This window comes from Stenotrophomonas sp. YJH_SMC_127 (assembly GCF_059372445.1).
Genome location: NZ_JCAFVO010000001.1, coordinates 219,203 through 233,361, shown reverse-complemented (window position 1 = coordinate 233,361; position 14,159 = coordinate 219,203). Strand labels below are relative to the sequence as shown.

The window sequence follows — 14,159 nt, the reverse complement described above, 5'->3', positions numbered from 1 at the left end:
CGATGCGTTATCGGGGAATGGCGGGCCTGCTGGCCGCCGTGGTGTTGGCCGCCTGCAGCCCGGCAACACCGCCGGTGCCGCCGGCCGCTGAAGATCCGGCCTACGCGGCCGCGCAGCAACAATGGCGTGTAGCGCGCTACCAGGACCTGACCCGGCCCGATGGCTGGACGGCGCTGGTGGGCCTGCACTGGCTGCAGAACAAATCGCATTTCGTTGGCAGCGGCGCCACCAACGGCATCCGCCTGACGGTTGGCCCGGACAAGCTGGGCCTGCTGCGTCGCGAAGGGACGCAGTGGTGGTTCACGCCTGAAGCCGGTGTCGATGTCAGTCATGATGGCCTGCCGGTGCGCGGCCGCATCCGAGTTGACACCGACAAGGACGCGCAACCGACGCTGCTGGCCTTCGATGGCGGCAAGGGCCAGCTCAGCATCATCCGCCGGGGGCCGCGGGACGCGCTGCGGGTCAAGCATGCCGATGCGCCTGCGCGGCGTGACTTCGCCGGCCTGCAGTACTGGCCGGGCGGCGTGGACTGGCAGGTGCAGGCGCGCTTCATCGCGCACCCGCCGGGCAAGACCCTGCCGATCGTCGACATCACCGGCCTGACCACCGAGATGCCCAATGCCGGCGCGGTCGAGTTCGAACGCGATGGCCGCAGCTGGCGGCTGGAAGCGATCGGTGCGCCCGGGCAGCCGCTGTTCCTGATCTTCGCCGACCGCACCAGCGGCCGCGGCAGCTATCCGGCCGGGCGCTACCTGGATACCGATGCGCCCGCCGCAGACGGCACCGTGCGCATCGATTTCAACCATGCCTACAACCCGCCGTGCGCGTTCACCGCCTACGCCACCTGTCCGCTGGCGCCACCGGAAAACCGGCTGGACCTGCGCGTGGAAGCGGGCGAGAAGGCGTACCACCTGCCTGAAGGAGAAGGCTGACCATGCCGATCAAACACCTGTTCCGTGCCGCGCTGCTGATGGCGGCGTGCGCGATGGCACCCCTGGCCACTGCCCGCGATGCGCCGGGCACCACGGCTGCGGCCGCGACCGCCGCGGCGGCCAAGCCGCCCGTACCGCTGTTGTGGAAAGTCACCGGCCCGGGCGATGCACGCGTGTACCTGCTGGGGTCGTTCCACCTGCTGAAGCCGCAGGACTACCCGCTGTCGCCCGATGTCGAGCAGGCGTTCGAGGCCTCGCAGCGGGTGGTGTTCGAACTGTCGCCGGAAGACATGCAGTCGCCGCAGCTGGCCAGCCGCATGGTGCAGGCCGCGACCCGCACCGATGGCAGCGAGCTGAAGCGTGATCTGGATGCGCCGACCTGGCAGAAGCTGCAGGCCTTTGCTGCCCAGAACCAGCTGCCGCTGGCGCAGATGCAGGGCATGAAGGCCTGGTTTGTCGGCCTGAGCATTTCGGTCGGGCAGATGCAGAAGCTGGGCCTGGACCCGGCGCTGGGCCTGGACCGCCACTTCATGGAGCGTGCGCAGAAGACCGGTCGCAAGACGGCGGGCCTGGAGGACATCGATACCCAGATCGGCATGCTTGACGGGATGACGGTGCAGGAGCAGCGGCAGATGCTGGCCGAAGCGCTGGACCAGGCCGGCAAGGCCGATGAGCAGGCGCGGCTGCTGCATGATGCATGGCGTCGCGGCGACGAGCGCCTGCTGTGGACCAAGATGGCGGCGGAGATGCGCCAGCAGTATCCGCAGCTGTACCAGCGCATCAACACCGGGCGCAACGATGCCTGGGTGCCGAAGCTGCAGCCGTACCTGCAGGCCGGGCAGGGCGGTACGCTGGTGGTGGTCGGCACGCTGCACCTGCTGGGCAGTGATGGCGTGGTCGAGAAGCTGAAGGCCAAGGGCTACAAGGTCGAGCGCGTGTGCACGGGGTGCAAGGCGAAACGCTGACGCATCGTTGGCGCGATGCCAAACAGAACGGCGCGCCAGGGGCGCGCCGTTTTCGTATCAGCCGTAGCTGCCGTTCAGCGGCGGGTCTTGCCGCCGGTGCCGGTGCCCGGTTCGCCGGGCTTGTTGCCGGTGCCGGTTCCCGTTCCGGTACCGCCGGGGCGCGGGCCACCGAAACCGCTGCCCATGCTGCGCTGGAATTCCTGCCACAACTCCAGGTTGCGCTCGGTCAGCTGGTTCATCATCGCCCACGGGGTCTGGCCCAGCAGGTTGCCCATCTGCTGGCGGAACTGCTGCTGCTGGTCGAGGAAGACCTGCATGCTGCGCTCCAGATAGTTGCCCATGAAGCCCTGCAGGGAATCGCCGTAGAAGCGGATCAGCTGGCTCAGCAGCTGGGTGGACAGCATCGGCTCGCCGTCCTGTTCCTGGTCGGCGATGATCTGCAGCAGGACCGATCGAGTGAGGTCGTCGCCGCTCTTGGCGTCGCGGACTTCGAAGTCTTCACCATCCAGGATCAGCTGGCGCACGTCCTCGATGGTGATGTAGCTGGAGATCTCGGTGTCGTAGAGACGGCGGTTCGGATACTTCTTGATGATGCGGGTCGCAGCCATGAAGCGGTACTCGTCACAGTAGACGCGCAGCATGGCGCAGTGCAGCAGCGGTTGCAACCGCCCCAGCCCCCGCCAGGCTTGGCTTTCAGGGGCGATCATGTTGCGCAACAAGGGTTTGCGTGCTGCGCAGCATGGCCATCGGCAGGGGCCGCCGGTGCATGCCGCGGCGCCCCCTGCGCGGCTCACCAGCCCATGTGGTGTCCGCCGTTGATGTCCAGGTTGCTGCCGGTGATCCACGATGCTTCCTCGGCCACCAGGAAGGACACGCCATAGGCGATTTCTTCCGGCTTGCCGAGGCGTCCGGTCGGGATGTCGGCGATGATCTTGGCGCGCACGTCCTCCGGAACCGCCATCACCATGTCGGTGGCGACGTAGCCAGGCGAAATGGTGTTGACAGTGATGCCGAAGCCGGCGTTCTCGCGGGCCAGCGAGATGGTGAAGCCGTGCATGCCGGCCTTGGCCGCAGCGTAGTTGGCCTGGCCGTACTGGCCCTTCAGGCCGTTGATCGAGCTGATCTGGATGACCCGGCCCCAGCCGCGGCGGCGCATGCCCTCGATGACCGGCCGGGTGACGTTGAACACCGAGTTGAGATTGGTGTTGATCACATCGTGCCACTGGTCCGCGCGCATGCGGTGGAAGGTGGTGTCACGGGTGATGCCGGCGTTGTTGACCAGGATCTCGACCGGGCCCAGCTCGGCCTCGACGGCGCGCACGAGTGCTTCGGCGCTGTCCGGATCGGAGACATCGCCCGGGAAGATCGCCACGTGGTAGCCGCGCTCGGTCATCGCCTGCTGCCAGGCGCGGGCCTTGGCCTCGTCGCGGTAGTTGGTGGCGACCCGGTGGCCCTGGTCGGCCAGGCGTTGGCAGATGGCGGTACCGATGCCGCCGGTTCCGCCGGTGACCAGTGCGACGCGAGATGTCATGGAGTGCTGTCCGGGTATCAGGTGGGGGAAGGGGGATTCTGCAACATCGGCGCGGAAAGTGCGCCGGCCGGCAACAGGATGTCGGTCCGCGGCAGCCGCGCCGGGTCGAACGCCCGTTGCGCAGCCTCCAGCAGCGCATCCCGCTCATCGGCGCCGTCCAGTGCGGCAGGCGCCTGGCCCAGCAGCCGCCAGAGCGCGCGCAATACCGGCACCGGCCGCGTGCTGTCCACCGGCAGCGACGCCAGCGACTTGGACAGTTTGTGCCCCGGTGCATCGAGCAGCAGCGGCAGGTGCCAGTAGCGTGGCACGGCCAGGCCCAGTGCCTGCTGCAGCAGGATCTGCCGCGCGGTGGAATCGAGCAGGTCGGCGCCGCGCACCACTTCGGTCACGCCCTGTGCGGCGTCATCGACCACCACGGCCAACTGGTAGGCCCAGCAACCGTCGGCGCGGCGCAGCACGAAGTCGCCGACTTCGGCATGCACGTCCTGCTGCTGCGGCCCGCGCAGGCCATCATTGAAGTGCACGATGCTGCCGCGTGGCACGCGGAAGCGGACGGCAGGGTCCGGTCGTGGCTGTCGCGCAACGCAGCGGTGGTGGATGCCGCCGCTGGCGGCCAGTTCGCTGCGGCTGCAGTGGCAGACAAAGGCCAGATCGCTGGCCAGCAGCACGTCGAGCGCGGCCTGGTAGGCCTCCCCGCGCGCGCTCTGCCACAGGACCGGGCCGTCATGGGTGAGGCCGAAGGCGGCCAGCGCCTGCAGTTGTGCCTCCGCGGCGCCAGGCACCGTGCGCGGCGGATCGACGTCTTCAATGCGCAGCCGCCACAGGCCGCCGTGATGGCGGGCGAGCAGCCAGCTGCCGAAGGCGGCAAGCAGGGATCCGGGGTGGAGCAGGCCGGTCGGCGAGGGCGCGAAGCGGCCGCAGGAAATGGGGGAGGTCATGCTGGCTGAATCGTCGGTCAGGTTGGCGCTTGAATTCAAGCTGACCACACCGCAAATTGACTGGTATCGACCCCTTCCGAGCCGGATTTTCCCATGTTTACCCGCATTGCCCTGTTCCTGGCGACCAACTTCGCGGTCCTGATCCTCGCCAGCATCGTGATGTCGTTGCTGGGGGTCAATCCGAGCCAGATGAGTGGCCTGCTGGTCATGGCCGCGATCTTCGGCTTCGGTGGCTCCTTCATCTCGCTGCTGCTGTCCAAGTGGATGGCCAAGCGCTCCACCGGTGCGGTGGTGATCACCGAGCCGCGCAACCAGACCGAGCGCTGGCTGCTGGCCACCGTCGAGCGGCAGGCCAAGGCGGCCGGCATCGGCATGCCCGAGGTGGCGGTCTATGACGGCCCGGAGATCAATGCCTTCGCCACCGGTGCCAACCGCAACAACGCGCTGGTGGCGGTGTCCACCGGCCTGCTGCACAACATGAGTGAAGACGAGGCCGAAGCGGTGCTGGGCCACGAGATCGCCCACGTCGCCAACGGTGACATGATCACCATGGCACTGCTGCAGGGCGTGTTGAACACCTTCGTGATCGTGCTGGCCCGCGTGGTCGGCGGCATCATCGACAGCGCGCTGTCGGGCAACCGCGAAGGCGGCGGCCGCGGCTTCGCCTACTACATCATCGTGTTCGTGCTGGAGATGGTGTTCGGCCTGTTCGCCACGATGATCTCGATGTGGTTCTCGCGCCATCGCGAGTTCCGTGCCGATGCGGGTGGTGCCTCGCTGGCGGGCCGCCAGAAGATGATCGCCGCGCTGGAGCGCCTGCAGCTCAACCACGGCCAGAGCACGCTGCCGACCCAGATTGCCGCCTTCGGCATTTCCGGTTCGACGGCCAAGAAGCTGTTCATGAGCCACCCGCCGCTGGAAGAGCGCATCGCCGCGCTGCGGGCGTCGACGGCGGCGTAAGCCACCGCTCCACGGTAGTGCAGGAACGCCTGGCCCCGCGCCGGGCGTTTTTGTTTGCGCGATGCATTGCTGATGCCGGATCGTGCCCGGCGGATCGTTTCCGCGCCTGCGGGGAGGTGTCACTTTCTTTGCTCGTGCAAAGAAAGTAACCAAAGAAACACGCCGCCGGGGCGCGAGCCGTCGCTGCGCGACGGTTCCCTGTGCTTCTCGGCGAATCAGGGGACGGCGCCGAACTCGCTGCGCTCAGACACCGGCGCCTCTTCGCCCCTGATTCCCCTGCGATGCTCGGCTCGCTCAAGGCGGACTGGAAGATCAAGATCAAGATCAAGAACAACAGCATCCACACGTGGCGTGGATTTACTGGGTGCAGCTGTGGCATTTGACCTTGGGTCCGCCTTGAGCGAGCCGAGCACCGCAGGTCCGGCGAGGGCGAAGAGGTGCGGGTGTCTGAGCGCAGCGAGTTCCCGCACCGTCCCTCGACGGGCCGAGGAGCGCAGGGTACCGATGCGTAGCATCGGCTCGCGCCCTGGCGGCGTGTTTCTTTGGTTACTTTCTTTGCACGAGCAAAGAAAGTGACACCCCTCCGCGGTCGCGGAAACGACTCTCCGTGCGCACAAACGAAAACGGCACCCTCGCAGGTGCCGTCTCCATGAACCGCATTACGCGAAACCTCAGAACTTCGCGTCGAACTCCGCCGCATAACCGGTGTTGACCAGCACCTTCTGCAGCGACTCGGCCACCTTCAGGTTGCCGGCCACGATCTGGTGGGTCTCCGGGCCACGGTTGTCCATGCGGCCCAGGGTCGCGCCCTTGAAGTCGCAGACCTTGCCACCCGCCTCGCGGACCAGCAGCAGGCCGGCGGCGATGTCCCACGCCTTCACGCCGGCTTCGAAGTAGGCGTCGGCGCGGCCGCAGGCCACGTAGGCCAGGTCCAGTGCGGCCGAACCGGTGCGGCGGATGTCCTCGCCGTGCACCAGCAGGGCGTCAACCGCCTTCAGCTGGGCGCTGGCACGGCTGCGCTCGCGCGGCGCGAAGCCGGTGTGGATCATCGTGCCTTCCAGGTCCTTGCGATCGGCCACGCGGATGCGGCGGTCGTTCAGCACGGCGCCAGCGCCACGGCTTGCGGTGAACAGTTCATTGCGCAGCGGGTCGAAGATGACCGCATCGGTCGGTTCGCCATTCTCGACCAGAGCGATCGACACGCAGTAGTGCGGCACGCCGCGCAGGTAATTGCTGGTGCCGTCCAGCGGGTCGATGACCCACATCTGGCGGCGCTCGCCCTGCACGCCACCTTCTTCGCCGAAGATGCCGTAGTCCGGGTAAGCGCGCTTGAGTTCCTTGACGATGACCTTTTCCGCGTCCGCATCCACTTCGCTGGCGTAGTCCATCCGGCCCTTCTGCACCACGTTCAGTGCCTCGAGCTTGTTGATGTTGCGCAACAGGACGTTGCCGGCGAGGCGGGCGGCCTTGACCATGACGGTGACGGCGGGTTTCTGCATGGCGTGGGCTCCCGGAAAGGCAGAAGAGATGGACTGGCGGGGGAAAAGAGCGGGTCCGGCGCAGTGGCCGGCCGCACAGTTTACCATTGGTCATCGTCCAGCTCGACCTTTTCCCTGTTCATGTCCCAGTTTCCCGCCGCCACCCGCCTCCGATTCGTCCTGGTCGGTACCCAGCACCCCGGCAACATGGGCGCTGCCGCCCGTGCCCTGAAGACCATGGGCCTGGCCCGCCTGGTGCTGGTCGCCCCCGAAAAACCGCTGGACGAGGAGGCTTTCCGCCGCTCGGCCGGTGCCGAAGACGTGCTGGGGGACGCCCCGGTGGTGGCCACCCTGGCCGAGGCCGTGGCCGATTGCCGACTGGTGCTGGGCTGCACCGCCCGTGCCCGCCGCGTCCAGCTGGAGGAGTACCTGCCGGCCGATGCCGCCGCCCGTGCGGTGGCCAAGGCGGGCGAGGGCGCCGAGGTGGCGCTGGTGTTCGGTCGCGAGCGCACCGGGCTGACCAACGAGGAACTGCAGCTCTGCCATGCGGCGGTGCATATTCCGTCCGACCCGGCGTTCAGCTCGCTCAACCTGGCAGCCGCGGTGCAGGTGCTGGCCTATGAAACGCGCATGCAGCTGCTGGGCGCGCAGCCGGCCGCCGACGCCGAGCCGGGTTTCCGCGAACAGGCCGCCAGCCATGAGCAGATGGAGAGCTTCTTCGCCCAGCTCGGCGACACCTTGGACGAGATCGATTTCCACAAGGGCCGCGCACCGGAATCAGCGATGCGCAAGCTGCGCCGCCTGTTCCTGCGCAGCGAGCCGAGCGAGCAGGAAGTGCGCCTGTTGCGCGGCATCCTGGCCGACACCCAGCGCATGGCGCGACTGGCACAAGCGGGCAACAAGGACAGCTGACGACGTTCTCATTTTTTCGGGTAGTCTGTCCGGATACCCAGGGGGGATGAAGCCTGTGTCGGGTCTGCGAAGGGCAGTGCAGAGGGGACTGCTGGGCCTGGTCATGATCCTGCTGGCCGGGACGGTGCATGCAGCACCGGACCCGGTGCTGGTGCTGGGCCGGATCAGCGATGATCCCAAGGCCCATTACGAGCAGCTGCAGCCGTTGCTGGACTATGTGGTGGCACGCATGCATGACGTCGGCATCAAGGAGGGGCGGATCCTGATGGCGCGCGACCCGCAGCAGATGGCCAGCTATCTGCGGCGGGGGCGGGTCGACTGGGTTACGGAAACGTCGGGTACGGCAGTGGCACTCGGCCAGCGCAGTGGCGCGCGGCCGTTGTTGCTGACCGAGCGCAATGGTGTGCGTGAGTACCAGACCGTGTTCTTCGTGCGCCGCGACAGTCCGGTCCAGCGCATCCAGGATATGCGTGGGCATCGCCTGGCGTTGCAGAACACGGCGTCCACCAGTGCCTACCTGGTGCCGGTGATGACGCTGCTGCAGGAGGGGCTGGCGCCGCAGATCCTGGCCGGCGTGTGGGACATGCCGGGCCGGGACAGTGTGGGGTATGTGTTCGCGCGCAGCGAGTTGAACATCGCTACGTTCGTGCACAAGGGCGTGGTTGACGTGGGGGCGGTGAGCAGCGTGGACTGGAACGACGAGCGACGGATGCCGGCGGCATTCCGGCGCGACTTCCGCGAGCTGCTGCGCACCAGGCCCTACCCGCGGGCGGTGGAGATGGTGCGCGCCGACCTCGACCCGCGGGTGCGTGACCGGCTGCAGGACGTCCTGCTGCAGGCGGCCAGTGACCCGCAGGCGCAGGGGGCGTTGCATCGGTTTTTCGGTACTTCCGGTTTCCACCGCGTCGATGCGCATGCGCAGCAGCGGCTGGATGAATTGAAACAAGGATTGACGCGCGTGCGGATGGAAGTGGAATGAAGTGGCTCGGCTCGGGAATGCAGGCCCGGTTCCTGCTCGCGATGGGCGGGGCGATGGTCGTGGTGGTGGCGATCCTGGCAGTGTTGCTGGGGCGGCAGGCGGCGATGCAGGGCGAGGTGCGCAACCTCAGTGGTGGCGTCATCCATGAACTGTTCGACCGCAGCGTGCGCAGCCGCGGCGAAGCGATGGCGCGCGAGCTGTCCGACGCGCTGGCCAACCCGTTGTACTACCGCGACCTGGACCAGGTCGGTGCGCTGGTGCGCAGCACCGCACGGCAGCCGGTCGTGCGCTATGTGCTGGTGTTCGACGACCGTGGCCGGCTGGTGCATGACGGCTCGATCGAGGTGTCCGGCTTCGGCCAGCCGATGGCCGACCCGCTCGCTCCCAAGGCCGCGGTGGCGCAGGCGCTGGTGGTGCAGGAATCGCCCAAGGTGCTCGACAACACCATGCCGATCATGGTCGGCAACCAGCGCATCGGCGGCGTCCGCGTCGGCATGGCGCTGGACGAGGTGCAGCAGCGCGAACAGGCAGCCAATGCCACGCTCGGCGAGCGCCTGCAGCAGGTCGGCAGCCGCCACCTGGGCTGGCTGCTGCTGATGCTGGGCCTGCTGGTGGTGATCGGCGTGGCGGTGATCCTGTACGTGCAGCGCACCCTGGTGGCGCCGATCCGGGACCTGGCCGCTGCGGCACGCCGCATCGAGGCTGGCGACTACCAGGCGCCGCTGGCCGAGAACACCCGCAATGACGAGGTCGGCGAGCTGGTGCGCGGCTTTGCCCGGATGCGCGATTCCATCGCCCGCCATGACCGCGAGGTGCGGCGCATGGCCTATACCGATGCGCTGACCGGGTTGACCAACCGGCTGGCGTTCCGGGAAGCACTGGACCATCGCCTGATGGCGGCGCGCGCATCCAATCATCGGCTGGGCCTGCTGTTCGCCGATATCGACGACTTCAAGCGCGTCAACGATACCCTTGGCCATGAGGCCGGTGACGAAGCGCTGTTGCAGTTCGCACAGCGCATCGGGCGCGCGGTTGCCGAAGCGGGAGGCGATGAGGCGCTGCTGGCCCGCTTCGGCGGCGACGAGTTCGTGATCCTGGTCGGCGATGGCGACGTGGCCGCGAACGCCCGGCTGCTGGCCGAGGTGCTGGTGCGCGAACTGGGCAAGCCGCTGGTGGTACAGGGCAGGGAGCTGTTCCTGGGGACCTCGATCGGCGTGACCCTGTTCCCGGACGATGCCGCCGATGCGACCACGCTGCTGAAGAACGGCGACATCGCCATGTACCAGGCGAAGATGGCCGGCAAGAACTGCTACCGCCATTACAGCCGGGCGATGGACCATGCGGTCGAGCGCCGCGTGCACATGGAGCAGGAGCTGCGCGGGGCCTGGGAGCGCGGCGAGCTGCGCCTGGCCTACCAGCCGATCTTCCGCATGCGCGACCGGCGCATGGTCGGCGTCGAAGTGCTGCTGCGCTGGCAGCATCCGACCCTGGGCACGATTCCGCCGTCGGTGTTCATCGAAGTGGCCGAGCAGAGCGGGCTGATCGAGATCATCGGCCCGAAGGTGCTGCGTGCGGCCTGCATGGAAGCCTCGCAGTGGCCACGGGGTGCGGGCGGCGACGATCTGTTCGTGTCGGTGAACGTATCACCGCGGCAGCTGCGCGGCGGCGAGCTGCCGGCGCTGGTTGCACAGTGCCTGCATGAGTCCGGGCTACCGGCCTCGCGCCTGCACCTGGAGCTGACCGAAACCGCAGTGATCGGCGACGAGATGGTTGCCGCGCAGCTGCTGGACAAGCTGCACCGCACTGGCGTGAAGGTCTGGCTGGATGATTTCGGAACGGGCTTCTCCGGTCTCAGCCACCTGCGCCAGGTGCCGGTGGACGGCGTGAAGATCGACAAGAGTTTCGTGGCCGACATGCAGCGCGATCCCGACGATCTGGCACTGACCACGGCCATCATCGCCATGGCCCACGCGCTGGGCATCACGGTGGTGGCCGAAGGCATCGAGCAGCAGGCGCAGTTCGAACTGCTGGTGCAGCGCGGCTGCGATCTTGGCCAGGGCTACTGGCTGAGCCACCCGGTGACCGCCACCGAAGTGGTGCGGATGATCGAATCGGGTCTCTGACCGACGGTTGTTGTGTCGGGGTCAGATCCCTTTTCCGCAGGAAAAAGGGATCTGACCCCCTGCGGAATTACAGCGGGCGCTTGCTCGGGTCGCCGGGCAGTTCGCGCACCAGCTTGGGGATCAGGTAGCCGGACAGGCGTGCGGTCAGGCCGGCAATCAGCGCCTTGGCCTGGCTGTCGTCCACTTCGAAGTGGGCCACGCCCTCGACCCGGTCCAGCTGGTGCAGGTAATAGGGCAGCACGCCGGCGGCGAAGCTGCGCTCGCTCAGGTCCTGCAGGGCCTGCACGCTGTCGTTGACCCCGCGCAGCAGGACGGCCTGGTTCAGCAGCTGGGCGCCGACGCCGCGCAGGCGGCTCATCGCAGCGTCCACGCTGGCGTCGAACTCATTGGCATGGTTGGCGTGGACCACGATCGCCAGCGGCCACGGCAGGCTGCCCAGCCAGGCCAGCAGCTCCTCGTCCACGCGCTCCGGCAGCACGATCGGCAGCCGGGTGTGGATGCGCAGGCGGCGGATGTGCGGGATCGCGCGCAGCGCATCGGTCAGCTCGGCCAGCTTGTGCGTGGCCAGTGACAGCGGGTCGCCGCCGGACAGGATGACCTCGTCGATGTCCGGGTCGGCCGCGATGGCTGCTACGGCCTCCTGCCAGCCGCCCTTGGCGGCGTTTTCCGCGGCATAGTCGAAGTGGCGGCGGAAGCAGTAGCGGCAGTTGATCGCGCAACTGCCGGTGGCGACCAGCAGGGCGCGTCCACGGTACTTCTGGATGACGCCGGTGGCCTTCCTGGCGGCACCATCACCCACCGCATCGAAACTGAACCCGGGTGCCGGGCGCATTTCCTCGTCGACGGGCAGCACCTGGCGCAGCAGCGGGTCGGCCGCGTCGCCCACGCGCATGCGCGCCACGAAGCCCTCCGGCACGCGCAGCGCGAACTGGGCAATGGCCGCCTCCGAGACACCCAGCGCGGCCGGGTCCAGCTGCAGCCGGGCCAGCAGGGCGTGCGGGTCGCGCAGCGCCTGGCGCCAGAGCTGCTGCCAGCGCGCGGGCGCGCCTGGCGACTGGGGCCGGGGGAAGGCGGAAAGCTGCATGGAGAGGGGGCCTGCGGTTATCATGGGGGCAGAAAAACAGTCGCCCACCGGCACCCGGTGGGCTTTCCATTCTAACGGCTCGCCGCACCCGCGGCGTTTTTGCCACTCAGGAGTTTACGCATGGCCAGCTACGGCATGAACGACGTCAAGAACGGGATGAAGATCCTGGTCAACAACCAACCGGCCGTCATCATCGACACCGAATACGTCAAGCCGGGCAAGGGCCAGGCCTTCACCCGCGTGAAGTACCGCCTGATCAAGGACGGCCGTACCCAGGAAGTGACCATGAAGTCGACCGACTCGCTGGATGCAGCCGACGTCGTCGATACCGACATGAACTTCATGTACAGCGACGGTGAGTACTGGCACTTCATGGACCCGGAATCCTTCGAGCAGGTCCAGGCCACCAAGGCCGGCATGGGCGGCGCCGAGAAGTGGCTGAAGGGCGAGGAGTCCTGCGTGGTCACCCTGTGGAACGGTGAGCCGATCTTCGTGCAGCCGCCGAACTTCGTCGAGCTGAAGATCACCGAAACCGATCCGGGCGTCCGTGGCGACACCTCGGGCGGCGGCGGCAAGCCGGCCACCCTGGAAACCGGCGCCGTGGTCCGCGTGCCGCTGTTCGTGAACCAGGACGAAGTGATCCGCGTCGACACCCGTTCGGGCGAATACTCCGCACGCGTCAAGTAATCCGGCGCAGCCGGATTACGGTAGTGACGGCCGCTGGCCGGATACGCGCCATCGCATTCGCGCTGGCGCTCCCATGATCTGCTTCGGCAGATCATGGGCCCCCGCTTCACGGGTCTCCAGACCCCGCCGCTTCGCGGCAGCCCCTGACTCAGGGGCGTGTCCCCCAGAAGTATCTCGCCGCCCCCCAGCCAGTGAGCCCGCATGAGCGATAGCCCGCACCTCCCCGAAGCCTGCGACCTGCTCATCGAAGCCGGTTACGTCGTTCCGATCGAGCCGCATGCGGTGGTGCTGGAAGACCATGCCGTTGCCGTGCGTGGCAGCGAGATCGTGGCCATCCTGCCGCGTGCCGAGGCGCGCGCACGCTTCCGCGCCACCCAGGTGGTGAGCCGACCCGAGGCTGCGCTGATGCCGGGCCTGGTCAACGCGCACACGCACAACCCGATGACCCTGCTGCGCGGCGTTGCCGACGACCTGCCGCTGATGACCTGGCTGCAGCAGCACATCTGGCCGGTGGAAGCGGCGGTGATCGGCCCCGAATTCGTTGCCGACGGTACCACCCTGGCCATCGCCGAGATGCTGCGCGGCGGCACCACCTGCGCCAACGAGAACTACTTCTTCGGCGACGTGCAGGCCGCGGTCTACAAGAAACACGGTTTCCGCGCGCTGGTGGGCGCGGTCATCATCGATTTCCCCACCGCCTGGGCCAAGACCGACGACGAGTACTTCGCCAAGGCCGGTGAACTGCACGACCAGTGGCGCACCGATCCGCTGATCGGCACCGCGTTCGCGCCGCATGCGCCTTACACGGTCAATGATGCCAACTTCGAGCGGGTACGGATGCTGTCCGACCAGCTCGACATGCAGGTGCACCTGCACACCCACGAGACCGCGCAGGAAATCAACGATTCGATCAGGCTGCACGGCCAGCGCCCGCTGGCGCGGCTGGATCGGCTCGGCCTGGTCAACGACCGCCTGATCGCGGTGCACATGACCCAGCTGACCGATGCGGAAATCCACCTGTGCGCCGAACGTGGCGTCAGCGTGGTGCATTGCCCGGAATCCAACCTGAAGCTGGCCTCCGGTTTCTGCCCGGCCTGCGCCCTGCAGCGCGCAGGCGTGAACCTGGCGATCGGTACCGATGGCTGCGCCAGCAACAACGACCTGGACATGTTCAGCGAGAACCGCACCGCGGCGATCCTGGCCAAGGCCGTGGCCGACGACGCCACTGCACTGGACGCGGCAACCACGCTGCGCGCGTCCACGCTGGGTGGCGCACGCGCGCTGGGCTTCGGCGACCGCATCGGCTCGATCGAAGTCGGCAAGCAGGCCGACCTGGTCTGCGTTGATCTGTCCGCGCTGGAAACACAGCCGCTGCACAACGTGCTGTCGCAGCTGGTGTACGCCACCGGCCGCCAGCAGGTCAGCGATGTCTGGATCGCCGGCAAGCCGAAGCTGGTGCAGCGCGAGCTGGTCGGCATGGACCTGCCGGGCATCATCGCCAACGCGCGCCAGTGGCGCGAGCGCATCCGCCATATCCGCGCCTGAACCCTGGCGCCGCAAGGACATCCCA

The 14,159-nt window shown here is 67.7% G+C and carries 13 protein-coding genes; 8 read left to right on the top strand and 5 right to left on the bottom strand.

Going from position 1 to position 14,159, the window contains the following annotated elements:
• Positions 1-2 precede the first annotated feature (2 nt).
• Both AC5QAB_RS01055 and AC5QAB_RS01050 read left to right on the top strand, forming a co-directional pair.
• Positions 3-932: a DUF1684 domain-containing protein gene (locus AC5QAB_RS01055; RefSeq protein ID WP_164109434.1), complete on the top strand. Its 930-nt coding sequence runs from the start codon at positions 3-5 to the stop codon at positions 930-932.
• A gap of 2 nt (positions 933-934) precedes the next feature.
• Positions 935-1,897, top strand: a complete 963-nt coding sequence (locus AC5QAB_RS01050; RefSeq protein WP_049405938.1) for a TraB/GumN family protein — start codon at positions 935-937, stop codon at positions 1,895-1,897.
• 74 nt (positions 1,898-1,971) lie between these two features.
• Here the strand turns inward: AC5QAB_RS01050 and phaR are convergent, their stop codons facing one another.
• From phaR to gluQRS, 3 genes are all read right to left on the bottom strand, one after another.
• Positions 1,972-2,505: a polyhydroxyalkanoate synthesis repressor PhaR gene (phaR, locus tag AC5QAB_RS01045; protein ID WP_041864232.1), complete on the bottom strand. Its 534-nt coding sequence runs from the start codon at positions 2,503-2,505 to the stop codon at positions 1,972-1,974.
• Positions 2,506-2,687: 182 nt separating this feature from the next.
• Positions 2,688-3,428 carry a beta-ketoacyl-ACP reductase gene (locus AC5QAB_RS01040; protein ID WP_014647808.1) on the bottom strand — a complete coding sequence of 247 codons (741 nt, stop codon included), beginning with the start codon at positions 3,426-3,428 and terminating at the stop codon, positions 2,688-2,690.
• 17 nt (positions 3,429-3,445) lie between these two features.
• The gene (gene gluQRS / locus AC5QAB_RS01035; protein ID WP_495233110.1) at positions 3,446-4,366 is read right to left on the bottom strand and encodes a tRNA glutamyl-Q(34) synthetase GluQRS; all 921 of its coding nucleotides are present in this window, start codon (positions 4,364-4,366) and stop codon (positions 3,446-3,448) included.
• A 93-nt stretch (positions 4,367-4,459) separates the two neighbouring features.
• On the opposite strand from gluQRS, the gene htpX reads away from it, so the two are divergent.
• On the top strand, positions 4,460-5,326 hold the full coding sequence (htpX, locus tag AC5QAB_RS01030) for a protease HtpX (protein ID WP_014647806.1): 867 nt from the start codon (positions 4,460-4,462) through the stop codon (positions 5,324-5,326).
• 671 nt (positions 5,327-5,997) lie between these two features.
• On the opposite strand, the gene AC5QAB_RS01025 is transcribed toward htpX, so the two are convergent.
• Complete coding sequence (locus tag AC5QAB_RS01025) at positions 5,998-6,825, bottom strand: inositol monophosphatase family protein (RefSeq protein ID WP_005417749.1); 828 nt, start codon at positions 6,823-6,825, stop codon at positions 5,998-6,000.
• A 120-nt stretch (positions 6,826-6,945) separates the two neighbouring features.
• Here AC5QAB_RS01025 and AC5QAB_RS01020 point away from each other — a divergent pair, with 120 nt between their 5' ends.
• The 3 genes from AC5QAB_RS01020 (at position 6,946) to AC5QAB_RS01010 (ending at position 10,818) form a co-directional block, all read left to right on the top strand.
• The gene (locus AC5QAB_RS01020) at positions 6,946-7,716 is read left to right on the top strand and encodes an RNA methyltransferase (protein ID WP_032956141.1); all 771 of its coding nucleotides are present in this window, start codon (positions 6,946-6,948) and stop codon (positions 7,714-7,716) included.
• Positions 7,717-7,819: 103 nt separating this feature from the next.
• Complete coding sequence (locus AC5QAB_RS01015) at positions 7,820-8,695, top strand: phosphate/phosphite/phosphonate ABC transporter substrate-binding protein (protein ID WP_227864238.1); 876 nt, start codon at positions 7,820-7,822, stop codon at positions 8,693-8,695.
• Positions 8,692-10,818, top strand: a complete 2,127-nt coding sequence (locus AC5QAB_RS01010; protein WP_014647803.1) for a putative bifunctional diguanylate cyclase/phosphodiesterase — start codon at positions 8,692-8,694, stop codon at positions 10,816-10,818. The genes AC5QAB_RS01015 and AC5QAB_RS01010 overlap by 4 nt, the downstream gene beginning before the upstream one ends.
• 67 nt (positions 10,819-10,885) lie before the next feature.
• Here AC5QAB_RS01010 and epmB read toward each other — a convergent pair whose 3' ends face one another.
• Positions 10,886-11,926: an EF-P beta-lysylation protein EpmB gene (gene epmB / locus AC5QAB_RS01005; RefSeq protein ID WP_087948696.1), complete on the bottom strand. Its 1,041-nt coding sequence runs from the start codon at positions 11,924-11,926 to the stop codon at positions 10,886-10,888.
• A 96-nt stretch (positions 11,927-12,022) separates the two neighbouring features.
• On the opposite strand from epmB, the gene efp reads away from it, so the two are divergent.
• Together efp and AC5QAB_RS00995 are read left to right on the top strand one after the other, a co-directional pair.
• Positions 12,023-12,589 carry an elongation factor P gene (gene efp, locus AC5QAB_RS01000; RefSeq protein ID WP_005410381.1) on the top strand — a complete coding sequence of 189 codons (567 nt, stop codon included), beginning with the start codon at positions 12,023-12,025 and terminating at the stop codon, positions 12,587-12,589.
• A gap of 201 nt (positions 12,590-12,790) precedes the next feature.
• Positions 12,791-14,134, top strand: coding sequence for a TRZ/ATZ family hydrolase (locus AC5QAB_RS00995; RefSeq protein WP_014647801.1), 1,344 nt, complete (start codon positions 12,791-12,793; stop codon positions 14,132-14,134).
• Positions 14,135-14,159: the final 25 nt, after the last annotated feature.